The sequence below is a fragment of the Nocardia sp. FBN12 genome (assembly GCF_054031145.1).
On sequence record NZ_CM132926.1, the window covers coordinates 5,677,810 to 5,696,725 of the forward strand.

The 18,916-nt window shown below is 68.6% G+C and carries 11 protein-coding genes; 8 read left to right on the forward strand and 3 right to left on the reverse strand.

Annotation, left to right across the window (positions count from 1 at the left end):
- The first annotated feature begins 271 nt into the window (after nt 1–271).
- The 5 genes from ACWZHB_RS26830 (at nt 272) to ACWZHB_RS26850 (ending at nt 8,610) form a co-directional block, all read left to right on the forward strand.
- On the forward strand, nt 272–2,071 hold the full coding sequence (locus ACWZHB_RS26830; RefSeq protein ID WP_427904561.1) for an Hsp70 family protein: 1,800 nt from the start codon (nt 272–274) through the stop codon (nt 2,069–2,071).
- The gene (locus tag ACWZHB_RS26835) at nt 2,061–4,574 is read left to right on the forward strand and encodes a LuxR C-terminal-related transcriptional regulator (protein WP_427904562.1); all 2,514 of its coding nucleotides are present in this window, start codon (nt 2,061–2,063) and stop codon (nt 4,572–4,574) included. Before ACWZHB_RS26830 ends, ACWZHB_RS26835 begins: the two co-directional genes overlap by 11 nt.
- A 47-nt stretch (nt 4,575–4,621) precedes the next feature.
- A complete protein-coding gene (locus ACWZHB_RS26840) occupies nt 4,622–5,716 on the forward strand; it encodes a hypothetical protein (protein ID WP_427904563.1) in 1,095 nt (364 codons plus the stop codon).
- A gap of 118 nt (nt 5,717–5,834) precedes the next feature.
- Nucleotides 5,835–7,196 (forward strand): S1 family peptidase, encoded by a 1,362-nt coding sequence (locus ACWZHB_RS26845; protein ID WP_427904564.1) that lies wholly within the window; start codon nt 5,835–5,837, stop codon nt 7,194–7,196.
- Nucleotides 7,197–7,350: 154 nt separating this feature from the next.
- Nucleotides 7,351–8,610, forward strand: a complete 1,260-nt coding sequence (locus ACWZHB_RS26850; protein WP_427904565.1) for a S1 family peptidase — start codon at nt 7,351–7,353, stop codon at nt 8,608–8,610.
- A gap of 762 nt (nt 8,611–9,372) precedes the next feature.
- Here ACWZHB_RS26850 and ACWZHB_RS26855 read toward each other — a convergent pair.
- Entirely contained in the window at nt 9,373–12,603 is a 3,231-nt protein-coding gene (locus ACWZHB_RS26855; RefSeq protein ID WP_427904566.1) for a (Fe-S)-binding protein, read from the reverse strand.
- Nucleotides 12,604–13,060: 457 nt separating this feature from the next.
- On the opposite strand from ACWZHB_RS26855, the gene ACWZHB_RS26860 reads away from it, so the two are divergent.
- The gene (locus tag ACWZHB_RS26860; protein ID WP_427904567.1) at nt 13,061–13,747 is read left to right on the forward strand and encodes a hypothetical protein; all 687 of its coding nucleotides are present in this window, start codon (nt 13,061–13,063) and stop codon (nt 13,745–13,747) included.
- A 92-nt stretch (nt 13,748–13,839) separates the two neighbouring features.
- On the opposite strand, the gene ACWZHB_RS26865 is transcribed toward ACWZHB_RS26860, so the two are convergent.
- Nucleotides 13,840–14,364, reverse strand: coding sequence for a YdcF family protein (locus ACWZHB_RS26865; protein ID WP_427904568.1), 525 nt, complete (start codon nt 14,362–14,364; stop codon nt 13,840–13,842).
- 197 nt (nt 14,365–14,561) lie between these two features.
- Between ACWZHB_RS26865 and ACWZHB_RS26870 the strand changes: the two genes are divergently transcribed.
- Both ACWZHB_RS26870 and ACWZHB_RS26875 read left to right on the forward strand, forming a co-directional pair.
- Complete coding sequence (locus tag ACWZHB_RS26870) at nt 14,562–15,884, forward strand: UDP-glucose dehydrogenase family protein (RefSeq protein WP_427904569.1); 1,323 nt, start codon at nt 14,562–14,564, stop codon at nt 15,882–15,884.
- Nucleotides 15,885–15,974: 90 nt separating this feature from the next.
- The gene (locus tag ACWZHB_RS26875) at nt 15,975–17,333 is read left to right on the forward strand and encodes an Hsp70 family protein (RefSeq protein ID WP_427904570.1); all 1,359 of its coding nucleotides are present in this window, start codon (nt 15,975–15,977) and stop codon (nt 17,331–17,333) included.
- A gap of 21 nt (nt 17,334–17,354) precedes the next feature.
- Here ACWZHB_RS26875 and ACWZHB_RS26880 read toward each other — a convergent pair whose 3' ends face one another.
- Nucleotides 17,355–18,626 (reverse strand): YibE/F family protein, encoded by a 1,272-nt coding sequence (locus tag ACWZHB_RS26880; RefSeq protein WP_427904571.1) that lies wholly within the window; start codon nt 18,624–18,626, stop codon nt 17,355–17,357.
- Nucleotides 18,627–18,916: the final 290 nt, after the last annotated feature.

Here is an 18,916-nt window from a genome sequence, read left to right on the forward strand (position 1 = left end):
ATCATGGGCGATGCCCGATCTGTTTGTCGTTGGAATGTCTTTCACGCTAGGCGGGTCCGTCGTTACAGATAACGGGGCGAATACCTAGTCCCGCCGGACGTGCCCCATTAGGGGCCGACCACCGATTAGGGGAATTTCCCCGTACCTGCCCCAGCACAGGTAACAGCTGCCCCCTAGCAACCGACAGATCGAGTGGGACGCTGCCATCGGCGATCTCGCTGCACACAAGCGTTTACCGGCCCACCGGAAGTCTTGCGAACGGGGTTGTCCAATGACAGAGCGTCTGGCGCTCGGCATCACTGTCGGAGCGGTGAATTCGGCCGCCGCGGCCACGACAGCCGACGGGACCGGTGCCACCGTTCTCACCCACCGCAGCGCACTGATGTTCGGCGCCGACGGATCGGTGAGTTTCGCCGACACCACGCGCCACCATCGCGGAGTTGTCGTCGACGACTACGTGGCCAGGGTCGGCGATCCGGTGGATCTGCTGGCAGAAGACGGTTCCGCCCACGACGCAGCCGATTTGGTCGCAGCCGCGACCTGCGCGCTGATCGCCGAACTCGCCGGCGTCGCCGCCGAATCCACCGACGCGCCGACCACCGTCGCGTGCTATCCGGCATGGTGGCCGGAGCACGCGGTCGAGGCCGCCAGGTCCGCGCTCGTGCGCTCGGGCCTGGCCGAAGTGACGCTGGTGCCCGAACCGCTGGCCGCGGTGCGCAGATACGAGATCGAGCACGGACAGCTCGAAGACGGCGCGCTGGTCGTGTACGACCTCGGCGCGAGCGGATCGACCGTGTCCGTCCTGCGCACCGGCGAGCAGGCCGGCCTGCTCGGCACCCCGGCGCACAGCACCGCGATCGCCGGTTCCGAATTCGATCTACTGACCATGCGCTACGTGCTGGCAAATGTTCTGAACGGAAACGATATCGATCCATTCGATCCCGTTGTCGAAGAAGAATTGTCGGCATTGCGAGACCGCTGCAGAATTGCGAAAGAAGACCTCTCCAGAATTACCGCGACGACGATTCCGGTCGGCATTCTCAACCCCTCGGTCCACACCGAACAGGTCCGGTTGACCCGCGGCGAACTCGAAGATCTGCTTCGTCCGGCCCTGCTCGACTCGATGAGCCTGATCCAGGACGCGGTGCGCCGCGCCGAACTCACCCTCGGCGATGTCGGCCGGGTGCTGCTCACCGGTGGCGGCGGCGCGATTCCCCTGGTCGCCGAGCTGATCTCGACCGAATTCGGCCTGCCGGTGATCGCCTGCGCCGACCCGGCGACCTGCGCCGCACGCGGCGCGGCCGAGATCGCCCTCGACGTCGCCGCGATCAGCGTGCCCACCGAGGCCATCCCGATCGTGCCGGTGGCACCGGCACCGGCGGGGGTGGCACCGGCCATCGAAGGACTCACGCTGCCACCGTCCGAGCCGGTACGAACCAAGATGTTCACAGCCAAACGCTCGGCGATCATCGCGGCGGCGGCCGTCACCATGGCCGCCCTCGCCACCGGCACCCTCGCGCTCGGTGGCGCCCCCCAATTCTCACCCACCGGACCCGCCGAGACCACCGTCGCCCCACCGGTCCCCGGCGCCCCCGCGGCGACCAGCGCGGGCGGCGCGGCCGGAACAGCGAATGCCACGAACTCCGTGGTCACCGACCCGGCCAAGCCGGGCGCGGTCGGCACAACAGCGCCATCGGGTGCGATCCCGGTCGGCACGACCGACGCCGGGGCTCCTGGCGGCACGCCCACTGCGGGGACTCCGGCACCCGCAGGCGCACCCACCGTGGGAGCACCCGCCGACGGAACACCGGCGACCGCGGGCAGGCCGGGCCCCGCTGAGCAGCAACCCGCGCAGGCGCCGCCCGCCGGGCAGTCCCCGGCCCCCGCCCCGGCTCCGGCGCCCGCCCCCGCACCAGCTCCGGCCCCCGCTCCTGCGCCTACCCGGCCGCAGGTCCCCACCATCAAGGTCGATCCCGGCGGCCTGCTCGACGACGTGGGCGGCGCGGTCGGCGAGACCCTCGAATCGGGTACGCAACTGCCCGGCAAGGTCCTCGGAGGAAATGGTGGCTGAGATCGCCCACGACACCTTCCCGCATGCCCGAACCGTCTTCCGCGATCTCGACACCGCCGACCAGCAGACCGTGCTGGTCTTGATCCGCGGCCGGGCCGGGACCGGAAAAACGTTCCTGCTCGACGCCGTTCGCGCATACCTGCGTCGCCGCGGCATACCGGTCGTCGAATCCGCGGCCGACGACGTCCAGAACGGGGTTCCCGACCGGGCGGTGCTCGTCGCCGACAATGTCCACAGCTACAGCGACGCCGAGCTTCGCGCGCTCTGCGAGGCCATCGAAACCGGGCAACGCTCCGTCGTGCTGACCACCCAGCCCCGGCCACACGATCCCCAGCTGCGCGCGCTGGCCGACGCGGTGGCGCGCAACGGCCGCACGCTGGAGCTACGCGCACTGGGAAGTGCCCACATCTCCTCGTTCGCCAAGGAACTCGGCGTGGCCGTGTCCCAGCCACTCGCGTCGCGTATCCATCAGCTGACGGCGGGAATCCCCGGCGGGGTCGTCGCGGCGTTGAAGGGCGCCCATGCCGCTTCGCTGCAGACCTGCGAGGCAGCGGTGGACGAAGCCGTCACCGTCTGGACGCGGACGCTGCTGGAAGCGGTCGATCCCGCGTTGCTCGAAACGCTGGTCGTCGCGGCGACCGGAACCGGATTGGATGCCACGGAACTCACCGAGGTGCTCGGTGTCGACACCGCCACCGCCCACGACCTGATCGACCGTGCCAGGTCGGGCGCCCTGGTCACCGATGCCGACCTGCTCCTCGCGCCCGCCGTCGGTCCGCTGCGGACGCTGCTCGGCGATCGTCGCTATGTCGATGTGCAGCGCAGGCTGCTCACCGCCCGCCTCGACGCCGGTCTGCTGCGCGATCGCACCGCGCTGATCCTGGCCGAGTCCGGCGTCGTCGATGCCCGGCTCGCCGAGTTCCTCTGTCGCACAGCCGAGAAGTCCGACGAGGCGACCCGCTGCTACGCGGCGGCGGCCGCGGCGGGTGCGCCGGTGGAGTCGATCGCGCTGCGCTGGGCCGAGGCCGCCGCGCACGCGGGCGACACCGACACCGCGCTACGCCTGGCCGAGCCGCTGCTGACCGCCGAGAACGTCGCGCGCCCCGATCTCGTCGCCGCGGTGCGCATCTGCGCCAGCGTGCTCGTCCGCCGCGGACTGGTGAGCCGGGCGGCCGGACTGTACAACTGGCTCGGACCCGACCGCATCGGTGCCGACTGGGCGCCCGCGGCCATCGTCCTCACCCTGGCCGGTGAACAGGCAGGCGCCGCGCGCATGTCCGAATCAGCACAGCGCTGGCCGCCGACCGAGGCCGACGCGGGCGCTCGGCTGATCGCGAGCGCGCTCGACGAATCGCTCGACCCGCACGGAACCGGCACGGCCGCGGCGATTTCCGCCCTGATCCAGGCGGGCAACACCGACACCGGCGAAGATCGCTATCTGCCCTGCTCCGCGGTCTCGATCGCCACGCTGCTCTGCCTCGGCAGCGGCGAGCCCCGCCGCGCCGGTGACGCGCTGCGCCGGGCGGCGGGCATGGGCGGCGGCAGGCAGCTTGCGGTGCTGACTGCCTGGACCGCGCTGCTCGGCGGCGACGAACGCCGCGCCGCGAGCACCCTCGCCGAGATCGACATCCCCGCCCTCGCGCCCCGCGATCAACTCCTCGCCCATGCCCTGACCGTGGGACTTGCGCGGCGCGGCGGCGATCACGCCGCCCTGGCGCACGCGTGGCAAGCGGCCTGCCCGCTGTTCGACGAGCTGGAAGCCGACCTGTTGAGCCTGTTGCCGATCGGCGAACTGTGGCTGGCCGGCATCCGGTTGGGAGACGCGCGCCGGATCGAACCGCTCGTCGAAGCCGCCATGGCGCTGGTCCGCAAACTGGGCCGCGCACCCGCCTGGGCCAATTCCTTCCACTGGTACGCGGTGCAGGCCGCGCTGGCCGACGAGTCGCCCCGCGCGCTGCTGCCCCACGCCCACGCGCTGAAGACGGCGGCGGAAGCGGGTGACCGGCAGGCCACCGTGCTGGCCGACGCCGGGCGCACCTGGGTCCTCGTGCTGCGTGGGCAAGTGGCCGCGGCCGATGTGCAGGCCGCGGTCTCGGCACTGGCCGAGCTCGGGCTCACCTGGGACGCCGCCCGCCTGGCCAGCGAGGCCGCCCTCGCGGCAAGCGACTCGACCACCGCCACCGCCCTGCTCAAACTCGCGCGTTCGGTGCGCGCCCAATCCCAGCCGGTCGAGCCGCTGCGACCGAGCGCACAACCGCAGCCGCCCGCAGCCGGTCCCATGCCCCTGACCGGCGAGTCCGGCGCGCTCAGCGATCGCGAGCGCGAAGTCGCCGAGCTGGTTCTGCTCGGTCTGACCTATCGGGAGATCGGCGCACGGCTGTACATTTCCGCGAAAACCGTGGAGCATCACGTCGCGCGAATCCGACGTCGAATAGGCGCGCGCTCACGATCGGAATTACTGTCAATGCTGCGCGCGATGGGACACGGCCAACTGCTGGTGTGACTCGCGTGGACGATGTCGACGCCGAGTTTGAGGGGTGTTTGTCGCCAATGGCCACTGGGGTCGGCCTGCGTATCGCCGATGATGAGTGCATCGCCGCGGTGGTCACCGAGGACGGCACGGTTCAGGTGATCGAACGTGCTTCTGTCCTGCACATGTCCGACGAGGGCGACGCCGCTCTCGGCGGACCCGCGCCCTCCGGGCATGCTCACTCGATCGCCGGTTTCGTGCGGGCGATCGGCGATCCGGCCGGCGTGGATGTCGACGGCGGCGAGGCATACCGCGCCGAGGACCTCCTCGCGACGGCCATGTTCTGCCTGATCGATCTCACCACCGAGCACCTCAGCGGTCCGGCCGAGTTCTACGCGACGCATCCCGCGGGTTGGTCGACCGAGGTGGTGCGCGGTGTGCGCGAGGCGCTGGACTATCTGGGCTTGAAGTCGGTGGCGCTGCTCGGCGAGGACGAGCTGCCCCAGCCCACCGACGGCGCCGATCCGGGCAAGACGTTCGCCACCGCCGCCGCCGAGGCCGCGCTGGTCGCGGTGCTGGCGACGCCGGCGGGCGCGACTCCGCCCGATCCGATCGTCACCGAGAACGCGACGTCCGCCACCGATGTGATGCCCGCGCTGCCGACACCCGTGGTGACCGCGCAGGCGTACTCCGCGGCGATGCCGGTCTCGCCCCTGCCGACCAAGGCGATGGCACCGGTCGCGCCGAGCGCCGAGCCCACCGTGGTGCCCCCCGCACCCGCCCGCAACAAAACCCCACTGCTGATCGCCGGCGCCGCACTCATCGGCCTGCTGCTCGGCGGTATCGCGGTCTCGGCCCTGCTCCGCGATCCCGAAACCGTCCCGCCGCCCACCATTTCCGATGCCCGCCCGGAAACGCTGACCACCACCCCGGCACCCGCGCCGCCGCCCCCGCCGGTCGTCGAGGAGACCACACCCCCGCCGGTCACCACCACCGAGCCGGAACCGGAACCGGAGCCCACCACCGAGGCACCCCCGACGACCACCCCGGAGCCGACCACCACGGCACCGCCGACCACGCCGAGCCCGACCACCACTACCCGCCCACGGTCGCCCTTCGGTACCTACCCGCCGGGCTATCTCCCCGCACCCCTGACGATCCCGGGTCAACGCTGAAACCAGCAGCACGACCGTAACCGCGCCAGCTGGGCGAGCGTGCCTTAGAGTGATGCGCTGACCGACATGATCGCCGCCGGCGGTGTTCTCGGTCACTGGTTGTCGACGAAGGGATTTCATGCGCAAGTTGGTGGCGCGTCGCGCCGCGGTCAAGGCAGCCTCCGCCGGGTTCGCCGCGACCGTTCTTCTCGCACCCCTGCTCGGATCCGGTATCGCGTCGTCGGAACCTGCTGCGCCACTACAACTCTCGGCCGATGCGTTACCCGGTGCGTTGGTGACCGCGCTCGAGCGCGATCTGGGGATGTCGCCGGCCGAGTACCTCGATCGTGCCGCGCGCGCCCAGCAGTTGCGCGACTACGCGACCGACTTCCGCGCCGCCAACCCCGACACCTTCGCCGGTGCCTGGCTCACTCCCGAGGGCAAGGCCGTCGTCGCCACCACCGATGCCGAGGCGGGCAAACTCGTCACCGCCGCCGGCTACCAGACCCACCTCGCGCCGATCTCGGCCGGTGGACTGGAAGGCGCGCTGGTGCAACTGAGTCAGTGGATCGCCAGCTTGCCGCCCGCGATCTCCGCGCCGATCAGCTCGGTCGCGATCGACGTGCTCAACAGCCAGCTGGTGCTCAACGTGGCCAACACGCCCACCGGCCACATGCTCAACCTGCCGACCCTGATCGCCACCATCAAGGTGGTGCTGCAGCCCGGCGGCGGCGGTCCGGTGGAGTACAAGCCGATGGGCGGCGACACCTACATCACCGCGACCAAGGACCTGCACGACGCGGGCCTGCGCGGCGTCGACGTGTGCTCGTTCGGTTTCAACAGCACCGACGCCGCGGGCAACGCGCTCAATATCTCCGCGGGCCACTGCAATCCGAATGTCGACAACGGCGGCCCGGCCTCGGTCTACGTGCCGAACGTGCGCGACATCCCCAACAGTCCTGAGGTCGGCTCGTTCGCCCGCGCTGTCCTCGGCGGACCCGCCTCGCTCGACTACTCGGTGATCAAGCTCAACGAACGCGCGGTGAACGCGGGCATGAACCAGCCGCGCGTGCGCGGCGCCGAGGGCACCACCCTGACGCTCACCGGCACCGCCGAACCCGTCACCGGCGCGCCGGTCTGCAAGACCGGCCAGTCCTCCACCTTCACCTGTGGTTTCGTCTCGGCCGACCACGTGGAGACCCAGCTGTTCACCGAAGAGGGCGTCAGCAAGACGATCCGCGGCTTCGCCAGCACCGCCTGCACGCTCGGCGGCGACAGCGGCGGCGCGATCGTCTCCGGCACGCTCGCCCTCGGCATCACCAGCGGCTCGAATGCCTCGGCCGCGCCCAACTGCACCGAGGCCAACACGCAGCTGGCCCCGTACGGCGGCACCGCGTCCCTCGGCATCCCGATCCGGGCGATCCTGGCCGACATCGAGGCCTCCTCCGACGGCGGTGTCGGCACCGGAATCATGGTGCGCACCAAGACCAACGCGGGCTGAGCGGGGACAAACCACCGACCGGACCGGGTGAGCGAAATCTCTTGCCCGGTCCGAGTAGGCATAAGTCGCTCGAGCCCATATAGTTCGGACCATGCTCCTGCCACGTATGGGTCGTACCCCGTCCGCGCGAAGCTCGAGAAGAGCTCGGAAATCGTTGATCGCCGCTTCGGCGGCGTTTCTGCTGTTCGGCCCCACGATGGCGGTTGCCGACGCGCAGCCCGCGCCCGCAGATCTGCCCGCTCAGCTCATCGAAGCGGTCACTCGCGATCTGAAGATCTCCCCCGACGAGTACCTGCGCCGCGCCGATGTGGCCCAGCAGGTCGCCGCGTTCTCCACCACCGCGCAGCGCCAGTTCCCGCAGGTCTTCGCCGGTTCCTGGCTGAGCGACCAGGGCAACGCCGTGGTGGCGCTGTCGCAGGGTCCCGGCGTCGACGAGGCCCGCGCGGCCGCCCAGTCGGCCGGTTTCGAGGTCCGCAACGTCGCCAAGAGCCAGTCCACCCTGCGTGGCGAGAAGACCGCGTTCGAGAACTGGCTCGCCGCCGCACCGCCGGAGGTCTCCGCCCTGGTGCGTGGTGTCGTCGTCGACACCGTGAACAACTCGATCGCGGTCCGCGTGCAGCAGGCCGGGCTCCCGCTACCCAGCTTCATCGATCCGTCCCGCGTCATCGTCACCGCCCCGCCGGTGGCAGGCGAGCGAGTCGACCTGGCCGCCACCCCCGTCGCCGGTGACGGCAACGGCGCGCTGGCAGGCGGCGACGGCTACGCCTCGGTGATCGGCCGCAGCTCGCTGCGCTGCTCGCTCGGCTTCAACGGCACCGACCGCTCGGGCAACGTCGTCAATATCTCGGCGGGCCACTGCAACCCCGAGATCGAGTCGGCCGGCACCGGCACCGCCGCCGCCATCTACGAGATCGTCGGCGACAAGGCGGGCGCCCAGCTCGGCACCTTCCAGAAGTCGGTGCTCGGCGAGCAGGACTACTCGATCATCCGCGTCAACGACAACGCGCGCGCCCGCTTCGAGAACAACCTGGTCCGCATCCCCGGCCAGGCCCCCATCGCCGTCGACGGCGTGGCCACCCCCGTGGTCGGCGCTCCCGTGTGCAAGTCCGGTGCCCGCACCGGCTTCAGCTGTGGCGTGATCAACGGCGTCGACCAGACCGTCCAGGTCGGCGACCGCCAGCTCACCCAGAGCTTCTCGGCCAACATCTGCGCCCTCCCCGGCGACTCCGGCGGCGCCATCGTCACCGGCCGCCTCGCCCTCGGCATCTCCAGCGCCTCCTCGGTCGCGGACTTCCCCATCTGCGAGATCCCGAACATCATCGGCGCCATCACCGGCGACACTCCCCAGCTCTTCGCCCAGCCCCTGAGCGTGGTCCTGTCGGACAACCCCGGCTTGTCGGTCCGCACCAACTGATCAACACCATGTAGGCACAGAGCAGCCCCGAAAAGGCCGGTAGCGATCGCGCTACCGGCCTTTTCGGCATCTCACACCCTTTTTCCCCACCACACCCCCGAAGACCCGCAGCGCTACCGGACTCCCGACCACACCGTGCACCCCGAAGACCCGCAGCGCTACCGGACTTCCGGCGACACCGTGCACCCCGAAGACCGCAGCCCTACCGGACTTCCGGCGACACCGTGCACCCCGAAGACCGCAGCCCTACCGGACTTCCGGCGACACCGTGCACCCCGAAGACCGCAGCCCTACCGGACTTCCGGCGACACCGTGCACCCCGAAGACCGCAGCCCTACCGGACTCCCAACCACACCGTGCACCCCGAAGACCGCAGCCCTACCGGACTCCCGACCACACCGTGCACCCCAGCCTGTCCCCGTCTTCCACAACCCTCCCAACCCAGCCACCGCACTCCCGACCCTTAGGGAGGGACGGCCACGAAGTGGCCGGTCGCGGCCGGGTCGCCGGTTAGGCGCCGTTGCGTAGGCGACGAAGGAGCAAGCAACGGCGCCTAACCGGCGGCCCCTCAGGGCCGCGACTCGAGCGCGCCAGCGCTCCAATAAACACAGCGTCAAACCTGCCTGGGACTACCGAACAAGGGTCCACAGAACCATCCACACCCCCATGACCCCCCACCAACACCGTTGTCACCCGAGCACATACGCAGAAACAAGTGAGGCGCGGATTCCGGAGAATCCGCGCCTCACTGGGTGTCAGTCGTCAGCTCTTACGACCCGGAGACTTCGCACCGGACTTGAACCCGAGACCACCCGGCTTAGCGGTCGGCGGCGCCACAGTTGTGCCGTTGCCATTGCTGGCCTCGGCCTGGGTGGCCGGTTCCGCCACGGGCGCTTCCGGTTCGGCCGCGGGGGCTTCCGGTTCGGCCGGAGCCGGGGATTCCGCCGGGGCAGCGGGAGCCGCAGCTGCAGCGGGAGCCGCAGCGGTGCCGGGAGCCTTCGGCCCGGGCCGCTTCAGACCCGACTTCATGGCCAGACCCTTGGCAGGCACCGACGGCTTAGCTTCAGCGGGAGCCGAAGCCTCCGGGGTCGCGGTGGCTTCGGCCGCCGGAGCTGCCGGTGCCGCGGGCGCTGCAGCCGTAGAGCCGGGAGCCTTGGCGGCCGGTCGCTTCAGACCGGACTTCATAGCCAGACCCTTGGCAGGCACCGACGGCTTGGCTTCAGCAGGGGCTTCGGCAGCTGCCGCGGAAGTCGCGGGAGCTGCCTCAGCCGGAGCTGCGGCGGGGGCCTTGGCACCGGGGGCCTTGATGCCGCCCTTCATACCGAGGCCGCCAGGAGCCTTCGCTCCGCCTTTCATACCCAGCCCCTTGACCGGAGCCGCGGGGGCTGCGGTTTCGGTAGCCGGGGCCGCTTCGGCCGCAGGCGCCTTCGCACCGGGAGCCTTCGCGCCACCCTTCATGCCCAGACCACCGCCAGGAGCTTTGGCTCCACCCTTCATGCCAAGACCCTTGGCGGGCGCGGCTGCTTCGGCCGCAGGGGCAGCTTCGGCCTTCGCGCCGGGCGCCTTGGCAGCGCCCTTCATGCCGAGACCGCCACCGGGTGCCTTCGCGGCGCCCTTCATGCCCAGACCGCCACCGGGGGCCTTCGCGGCCCCCTTCATGCCGAGGCCACCACCAGCGGGGGCAGCCTTCGGAGCGGCTTCGGTGGCAACCTCGGCGACCACCGGTTCCGGCTCGGGCTCAGGCTCAGGTTCGGCCTTCGGCTCCTGGACGACGAGCAGATTGGCCGACAGTGCGGCGGAATCGATGCGAGTGATCGAATCCAGCATCAGCTGCGAGACGTCGACGACCTCGACACCCTCACCCTGACCCTGTTCCTGCCGCGCGGTCACACCGTCGTTGAGCATGACGCGGCAGAACGGGCAACCGGTCGCGATCTTGGTCGGATTCGTCGACAACGCCTCGTCGACCCGATCGACGTTGATGCGCTTGCCGAGCTGCTCTTCCATCCACATGCGAGCGCCACCGGCACCACAGCACATGGAACGTTCGCCGTGCCGGGGCATTTCGACCAGGGTCGAGCCCGAGGCTTCCATCAGCTCACGCGGTGCGTTGTAGATCTTGTTGTGCCGACCCAGGTAGCAGGGGTCGTGGTAGGTGATCTGCTGCGAGACCTGCGAGACCGGGACCAGCTGCTTCTGGCGCACGAGACGGTTCAGCAGCTGGGTGTGGTGCACGACCTCGTAGTTGCCACCGACCTGCGGGTACTCGTTGTTGAGCGCGTTGAAGCAGTGCGCACAGGTGACGACGATCTTCTTCTTCGACTGCTCGACACCCTCGAACACCGAGTTGATGACCTCGATGTTCTGCAGTGCCAGCTGCTGGAACAGGAACTCGTTACCCGCACGGCGAGCGGAGTCACCGGTGCAGGTTTCCTCGGCGCCGAGCACCATGAACTTGGTACCCGCGGTCGCGAGCAGCTCGGCTACGGCCTTGGTGGTCTTCTTCGCACGGTCCTCGTAGGCACCGGCGCAACCGACCCAGAACAGGTACTCGTAGCCGTCGAAGCTGTCGGCGTCCTTACCGAAGACCGGGATGTCGAAGTCGACTTCCTTGATCCAGTTCAGGCGGTCCTTGGAGTTCTGACCCCACGGGTTGCCCTTGTTCTCCAGGTTCTTGAACAGACCAGCCAGCTCGGACGGGAACTCCGACTCGATCAGCACCTGGTAGCGGCGCATGTCGATGATGTGGTCGACGTGCTCGATATCGACCGGGCACTGCTCGACGCACGCACCACAGGTGGTGCAGCTCCACAGCACTTCGGGGTCGATGATGCCGTGGACATCCTCGCCACCGACCAGCGGACGATCGGCCTCGGCGCGGGCGGCCTCGGGGATCTTGGCCAGTGCGGCCTCGTCGGGCTTGCCATCGGCGTCGACCAGGCCGATCTCGTCGCCTCCGGCGTCCTTGCGGCCACCGGCCAGCAGGTACGGGGCGGCGGCGTAACCGTGGTCGCGCAGCGACATGATCAGCAGCTTCGGCGAGAGCGGCTTACCGGTGTTCCAGGCGGGGCACTGCGACTGGCAGCGACCGCACTCGGTGCAGGTGGTGAAGTCGAGCCAGCCCTTCCAGGAGAAGTCCTCCATGCGGCCCGCACCGAGATTGTCGACATCGGGGTCGACGTTCTCCATGTCGAGAACCTTGCCGTCCGACATCATCGGCTTGGCCGCGCCGAGCGCGACGCTGCCGTCGGCCTCGCGCTTGAAGTAGATGTTGAAGAAGGCCGAGAAGCGGTGCCAGGCGACGCCCCAGGTGATGTTGCGGCCGACCAGGTACAGGAAGGCCATGCCCGACATCAGCTTGACGAACGCGAAGATCGACACCATGGTCGGGCTCGCGGGCAGCAGCTTCGCGATCTGCATCGTGAAGAAGTCGGTCGAGAGGTGGCCGTTCCCGTAGGTCGCGATCTTGCCTGCCTTGACCATGATCATGCCGAGGCCCTCGAGCAGGACGATCGTCTCGATCACATAGGCGGGGGCCATCTTGGAGCCGCTGAACCGCGACAGGCGTTCGGGGATCCGCGGGTGGTTCAGCTGACGGATGATGATCAGCGTGCCGATACCGACCACGGTGCCGATGCCGAGGATCTCGTCGACCAGGTGGTAGATCGCCAAGTTGCCGATGATCGGCCAGTGGAACGAACCGTCGAAGGTCTGGCCGTAGGCCTCGAACCACAGGATCGCACCCAGGATGAAGCCGGTCATGACCAGCCAGTGCGCCCAGCCGACAGTGCGGAACTTGTTCATCCGCGTGTGGGCCGCGACCTCGACGAACATGTTCTTGAACCGTGGGAAGAACGGTCGCCAACGATCGGGAGCTGACTGGCCGATGGTGATGGCCTTGCCGATGTTCCATGCGCCGCCGATAAACGACGCCCAACAGAACAGGCTGAGCACAGCTCCAATCGTGCCCAACGTGATAGTCAGGGCATTCATGTCGCGACCTTTCTTTCGAGGCAACACGAGGGTCTGAGCGAGGAGACCTCACTCGATTGCTCGTATCGTAACTGCCACTAAGTTACCGGCCAGTAACTACTGCTGTCCACCGTAGTATCGGCATTTGCGCTCTGACCTTGTTTACTGGGACTTGACCTGCGGTTTGCCTGTGAGCAATATCACAAAAGTGTTTGCTGCGGGGTTCCCGTAGCACCTGCTGAACACCGTAAACCGTCCGTGAACTGCGATGAAGCTAAGGTCAGGCTTACTAGGCCCCCCGAAATTCGGTGTGGCCACGGAGGATTCGGTCCATTAGGCTCCAGCTGTTCTGCATGCTGTGCCGGTCTTCACACTGCTCGGGGAGAAGTAGGGGACATCTCATAGGGATGCCCTGCTTGACGAGTCTCGCGTGTCGCTCGATCGCACGCCGCACCACAACCTGATGAATGGAACCTGAATGAACTTCCGTAGGACCACTGCGGCTGCTGCACTGGTTATCGGGGCGATGACCGTGGCCATGGGCACCGCTCATGCCGAAGAGGCGCCGCAGGACATCAAGTACTCGGTCAAGCTGGTCGACAAGACTGTTGTCGCCACCGTGAAGAACGGCACCTTCTCGATTGTCGAGCAGGATGGCGAGACCCCCGAAGCTCCCAAGACCAAGGTCGCCGAGATCAAGGACACCAGCGGCGCGGTCGTGATCGCCCTGCCGATCGCCTTCTCGATCGGCGGCGCGGAGATCCCGACCAAGTCCGAGGTCGTCAAGGACTCCACCGTTCTGGAGCTCACCCCGGAGAAGCCGACGGGCGTGAACATCGGCCAGCAGGTTGTCAGCCCGAAGCCGGTCCTGAAGGACATCGCGTCGGCGCAGGAGAACCAGAAGGCGATCAACGACTTCTCCAGCAAGTTCAGCATCGGCACCGCCATCGGCACGTTCGTCGGCACCGCGGTCGGCGCGCTGATCGGTTGCGTCGTCACCATCCCCGTCGGTTGCATCCCGGGTCTGACCGTCGGTGCCGCTGTCGGCGGCATCGTGGGCATGATCGCCATCGGTGGCCCGACCATGGCCGTCACCGGCTGGGAGCTGCTGCAGGTGCTGCAGGCTCCGGACGGCACCACCGTGTGGGCTGACAAGCCGAAGTAAATCGCCACAAGGGCTCAGGCCCCAACGGTTTCTCATGCGTGCGGCCCTGCCCCTTTTCGGAGCGGGGCCGCACTCGTTCGACGGCGACCCGATCAGCAGTCGGCGAACCAAGCCTTCACGAAACCTGCCGACTGATAGGCGTAGTCCCACGCCCAGCGCGCGGGCGACAGCTGGGGTTCGGGGTCGACGAACAGCAACTCACCGCCCCAGCATTTCCCGAGGATGTACCGGGCGCGGGAGACGTGCGGGGTGAAGGTGACCACGATGACGCGGTCCCAATCACCACCGAGCCGACCCAGCTCCCGCCCCTCACCGAGAGTCGTGCGGGGCGATGGATCGAAGCAGATGACCTCGAAGCTGTAGCCCCCGTGGCAGATCCGATTCACCATCGGGCTGCGCTCGTAGGGGTTGGAGACTAGCACCCGCGGCGCGTACCCTTGCGCCGCCAATCGCAGCCCGAGCTGTTCACGCCCGTCGTGGGCACCCCCGAGGACCAGGATCGCATCCGCCACCTGCGCCGTGTCCGTGCGCGGCCGCACGTAGACCGGCCACAGCGCGACCGCCGCGATCAACACCACGACCAGCAACCCACCCGTGGCGAACATGATCCGGCGCATCCCCGAATGCTAGTGAGGCCCGCCGGAAATGCAGGCCGACGATCCGAACCGTGCACCGTCCACCGAACACATCACCGCAGGTAGAGCACCTACCCGACAACCACCCCACCGCACGTTTCCCCCTGTACACCAGATGTTGCGTCCCCTCTTGCCTCGCTGACGCGGCGTAGCCACGCGCACCGCTTACCAACAGGAGTATGCGATGCACAGTCTTCGGAACGGGGTACCTCGGAGCCACGCATGCAGCGTGTATGGCCGAGTTGGGACACGACGTGGTCGGGGTGGACGTCGATCCCGGCAAGGTGGCCAAACTGGCCGACGGTGTGGTGCCGTTCTACGAACCGGGGCTCGAGGAAGTGCTGCAACGCAACCTCGCCGCCGGCCGCCTGCGGTTCACCACGGACTACGAGGACGCCGCGGCCCATGCCGATGTCCACTTCCTCGGCGTCGGCACACCGCAGAAGAAGGGCGAATACGGCGCCGACCTGAAATACGTGCACGCCGTGGTGGATACGCTCGCCCCGATGCTGGAACGCCCGGCGGTGATCGTCGGCAAGTCCACCGTGCCGGTGGGAACCGCCGCGGCCCTTGGTATCCGGGCTCGCGAGCAGGCGAAGGTCGAGGTCGAGGTCGCCTGGAACCCGGAGTTCCTGCGCGAGGGCTTCGCCGTCCAGGACACCCTGCGCCCCGACCGCCTCGTTCTCGGCCTCGACCACGCTCGCGAACGCAGCGCCTGGGTGGAGCAGACCATCCGGGAGATCTACGCCGACCTCCTCGCCGCCGAGATCCCGTTCCTGCTCACCGACCTGGCCACCGCCGAATTGGTGAAGGTCTCGGCGAATGCCTTTCTGGCGACGAAGATCTCGTTCATCAACGCCGTCTCGGAGGTGTGCGAGGCCACCGGCGCCGACGTGACCATGCTGGCCGACGCGCTCGGCTACGACGCCCGGATCGGCCGCCGATTCCTCAATGCCGGTCTGGGTTTCGGCGGTGGCTGCTTACCCAAGGACATCCGCGCCTTCATGGCCCGCTCGGGGGAACTCGGCGCCGATCACGCCGTGGCGTTCCTGCGTGAGGTCGACAACATCAACATGCGCCGCCGCACCAAGGTCGTCGACATGGCCGCCCGCGCCTGCGGCGGTTCCCTGCTCGGCGCGAACGTGGCGGTGCTCGGCGCGGCCTTCAAGCCCGAATCCGACGATGTTCGCGATTCACCCGCGCTGAATGTGGCGGGGATGATCCAGCTGCACGGCGCCGTCGTCACCGTGTACGACCCCAAGGCAGTGGAGAATTCGCGCCGCGTGTTCCCCACCTTGAACTACGCCACCTCGGTCTCGGAGGCCTGTGATCGCGCCGATGTGGTGCTGGTCCTTACCGAGTGGAACGAATTCACCGCCTTGACTCCGGCCGACCTCGCCCCGGTGGTACGGTCCCGTTCGATCATCGACGGTCGCAACTGCTTGGACAGCGCAACCTGGCGTGCGGCCGGGTGGGTATACGCCGGACTCGGCACCCCGTAGAGTAACGATCCAAGCGGGGGCTGGGCGGATTTCGGTCCGCATTATCGCAGTCCTTCGCATGTCGTGCAGCACGGACGAGATGGGCAGCGGATGAGTTCGGTTCTGGGAATATCGGTGGGGGCCGGGACGGTGCGCCTCGCGCGTCCGCAGCACGGTGGCCCGCACGGTTCCGTTCCGCCGTATTCGTTCGAGGTGCAATCGATCTCGATGCCGGAACAGCAGGCCGAGGAGTCCGCCGCCGACGCGATCGCCGCCACCCTGGCCTCGTCGCCGGAGATCGCCGCCACCACCATCACGTTCCGTAGCGAGCCGCAGGCCAGGGCGGTGCGCGCCGCGATGGCACGACGCCAGCTCACGAACTACCAGCTCATCCCCGAAGCCGTTGCCGCCGTGCACTTCGCCCATGCCACCAGCGATATGCGTGAGGTGTCCACCCTGGCCGTCTACGACCTGGGCAGTTCGGGTCTCACGGTGAGCGTGATCAACGCCCGCACCAGCGATGTGTACCAGTGCGAGCGGATCAGCGATATCAGCGGCGACTACCTGGATTCGCTGATCCGGGAGCAGCAGATCGCCTCGGGCCGGATCGCGCATCCGGCCGACCCGGCGGGCTTGGCCGCGCTCGACGCGCTGTGCCGGGCCGCCAAGGAGCAGCTGTCGAACAGCAACGCGGTGGCGTTACCCAGCGAACAGGGCCTTGTCCTGCTCACGCAGGAGAATTTCGAATCGCTGATGATGCTGGCGATCGAGTCGTCGGCCCGGATGACCCGCGATGTGATCATCCGCGCGCAGCATCCGGTGCAGGCGGTGCTGGTGCTCGGTGGTGGCGCCCGGATTCCGCTGATCGCGCGCGTACTGGAGCGCACGATCGGTGTGCCGGTGATCGTGCCCGCCGAACCGGAGACGGCGTTGGCCCGCGGTGCGGCGCTGCTGGCCCGGCCCGCGCAGATCCAGCAGGCGCCGGTCGCCGCGGCACCGGTCCCGATGGGCGAACACGACGACGTGACCCCCGCCTGGCTCACCGCGCCCGCCCGCGGCCGCCGCCCGCTCAGCGCGCTCACCAACCGCTCCCATTCCCGCCGCGAACTGAACGTGGCGGTGCTGACGGTGAGTTCGCTGGTGGTCCTCGCCGCGATCGGGCTCGGCCTCGGCTACGGCCCCGAGGTGCTCGAGCGCGGTTCGTCGAGCGACGGTTCGCAAGCCGTCCCCGCGACCACCCCGCCCCGGCCGAGCGCGATCGGCCCGACCACGGCCCCCGCCGCGACCACCGAGGCCCAACACGAAACGGTCGCCGCGCCCCCGGCCAACCCGCGCCGAGCCGAGGAAACCACCGCCGCGCCCCCCGCACCGGGCCCCAACACCTTCACCGTGGTGCCCGGCCTCCCCCCGGTAGTCCTGCCGACCCTCCCGCCGGTAGTACTGCCAGGCTTCCCGCCGGCCGGCCAGTAACCGCCGACGTCCGAACAGGTTTCAGTTCCGAGCGTGCCGTGCCCGCGCAGGTGCCACCGCGGCAGGCTTCGAACCGAACGGTCGCGCCAGCATCACCGCGATCGCCGTGGTCAACGGCACCGACAGCGCCAGCGCGATACCACCCACCGCCGATCGCGTGATCTCGATGGCGACCGCGTCCCCGGTGAGCACATCGGTGATCGATCGCCCCGCCACACTGAACAGCAGCAGAAGCGGCAGCGCCCCACCGGCATAGGCGAGCACGAGCGTGTAGACCGTACTGGCGATGTGGTCGCGCCCGACCCGCATGGCCGCGGTGAAGATCTCACGTCGCGTGGCGCCCTCATCGAGCGCGGCGAGTTCGAAGGCCGCCGAAGCCTGCGTGATGGTCACGTCGTTGAGCACACCGAGCGAGCCGATGATGAATCCCGCCAGCAGCAATCCGGTGATGCTGACGTGCTGAATGTAGGTCGCCACGTTGGTGTTCTGCTCTTCGGACAAGCCGGTGAGATGGGTGACCTCGATCGCCAGCCACGACAGCACCGCCGCCACCACCATCGACGCGAGCGTCCCGAGCAACGCCGAACTGGTCCGCAGATTCACCCCGTGCGCTAGGTAGAGCACCACGTAGAGGATCAGCGCCCCTGAGACCAGCGCCACCGGGATCGCCGCCTTCCCGTCGAGCAGCGCGGGCAACAGGAACATCACCACCACCCCGAAGGCGAAGCACAACCCCACCAGCGCCCGGAATCCCCGCCACCGCGCGACGACACAGATCACCACCACGAAGGCCAGCACGATCAACAGCAACGGCAGTCCGCGCGAGTAGTCCTCGAACCCGTACAGGGTGATGCCCGCCGGGTCGGCGGCCCGCACCATCCGGATGTCGTCACCCGCGCGCAGATCGGGCTGTCCTGGGCCCGGCGCGATTTCGAACAGTGTCTTCTTGCCCTCGTCGGGCCCCGATCGAATATCGATGATGCTGCGCTGACACGTGTAGGCGGCGGTCCTCGGCGGCTCCGGTGTCTGCGCGAACGCCTTGCCCATCGACGGACTCCCACACGGCCCGACGTCCTGCATGACCACGGTCCCGGCTTCGGTCTGCACCGCCCCGCCGGACATGGTCTGCATCGGCAACGGAATCTCGACGTGCTGGGCACTCGGCCACAGAATCACCGTCGCGACCAGCACCACCGCCCCGATGATCCCCAACAGCCCGACAACGACCTTGGCGGCCGTGTCACTGATGGCGATAGGCCCGGAATGGTCGTGATGGTGATGATGCTCGCTCACGGCCCGAAGCTTAAAGGAACCAGCCCGCCACTCCGCGAATCCAGGCCAGGCTCTGGCGCGTGGGTCCCTGCCATGGCGGGCGGCGGCATGTTCGTGCGTGGCCTGGTGCCACACAAAAAAACCTCCCCGGGTCCAAGTCAGACCTGGACCCGGGGAGGCGGGTTTGTGGGCGGCGGAGAGCAGGGGGGTGTCTCCGCCGCCGGAGGCAGGCGCCCAGGGGGGTAGGCGCGCGTACCTGAGGCTCTCGGTTGTCCAGGGGGGGTAGACAACCGGGCCAGGGCGCCGAAGCG

Coding starts and splice junctions, on each gene's coding strand:
- ACWZHB_RS26835 (WP_427904562.1), top strand. CDS start 2,061: ATGGTGGCTGAGATCGCCCACGACACCTTCCCGCATGCCCGAACCGTC.
- ACWZHB_RS26865 (WP_427904568.1), bottom strand. CDS start 14,364: ATGCGCCGGATCATGTTCGCCACGGGTGGGTTGCTGGTCGTGGTGTTG.
- ACWZHB_RS26855 (WP_427904566.1), bottom strand. CDS start 12,603: ATGAATGCCCTGACTATCACGTTGGGCACGATTGGAGCTGTGCTCAGC.
- ACWZHB_RS26860 (WP_427904567.1), top strand. CDS start 13,061: ATGAACTTCCGTAGGACCACTGCGGCTGCTGCACTGGTTATCGGGGCG.
- ACWZHB_RS26875 (WP_427904570.1), top strand. CDS start 15,975: ATGAGTTCGGTTCTGGGAATATCGGTGGGGGCCGGGACGGTGCGCCTC.
- ACWZHB_RS26845 (WP_427904564.1), top strand. CDS start 5,835: ATGCGCAAGTTGGTGGCGCGTCGCGCCGCGGTCAAGGCAGCCTCCGCC.
- ACWZHB_RS26840 (WP_427904563.1), top strand. CDS start 4,622: ATGGCCACTGGGGTCGGCCTGCGTATCGCCGATGATGAGTGCATCGCC.
- ACWZHB_RS26830 (WP_427904561.1), top strand. CDS start 272: ATGACAGAGCGTCTGGCGCTCGGCATCACTGTCGGAGCGGTGAATTCG.
- ACWZHB_RS26870 (WP_427904569.1), top strand. CDS start 14,562: ATGCGATGCACAGTCTTCGGAACGGGGTACCTCGGAGCCACGCATGCA.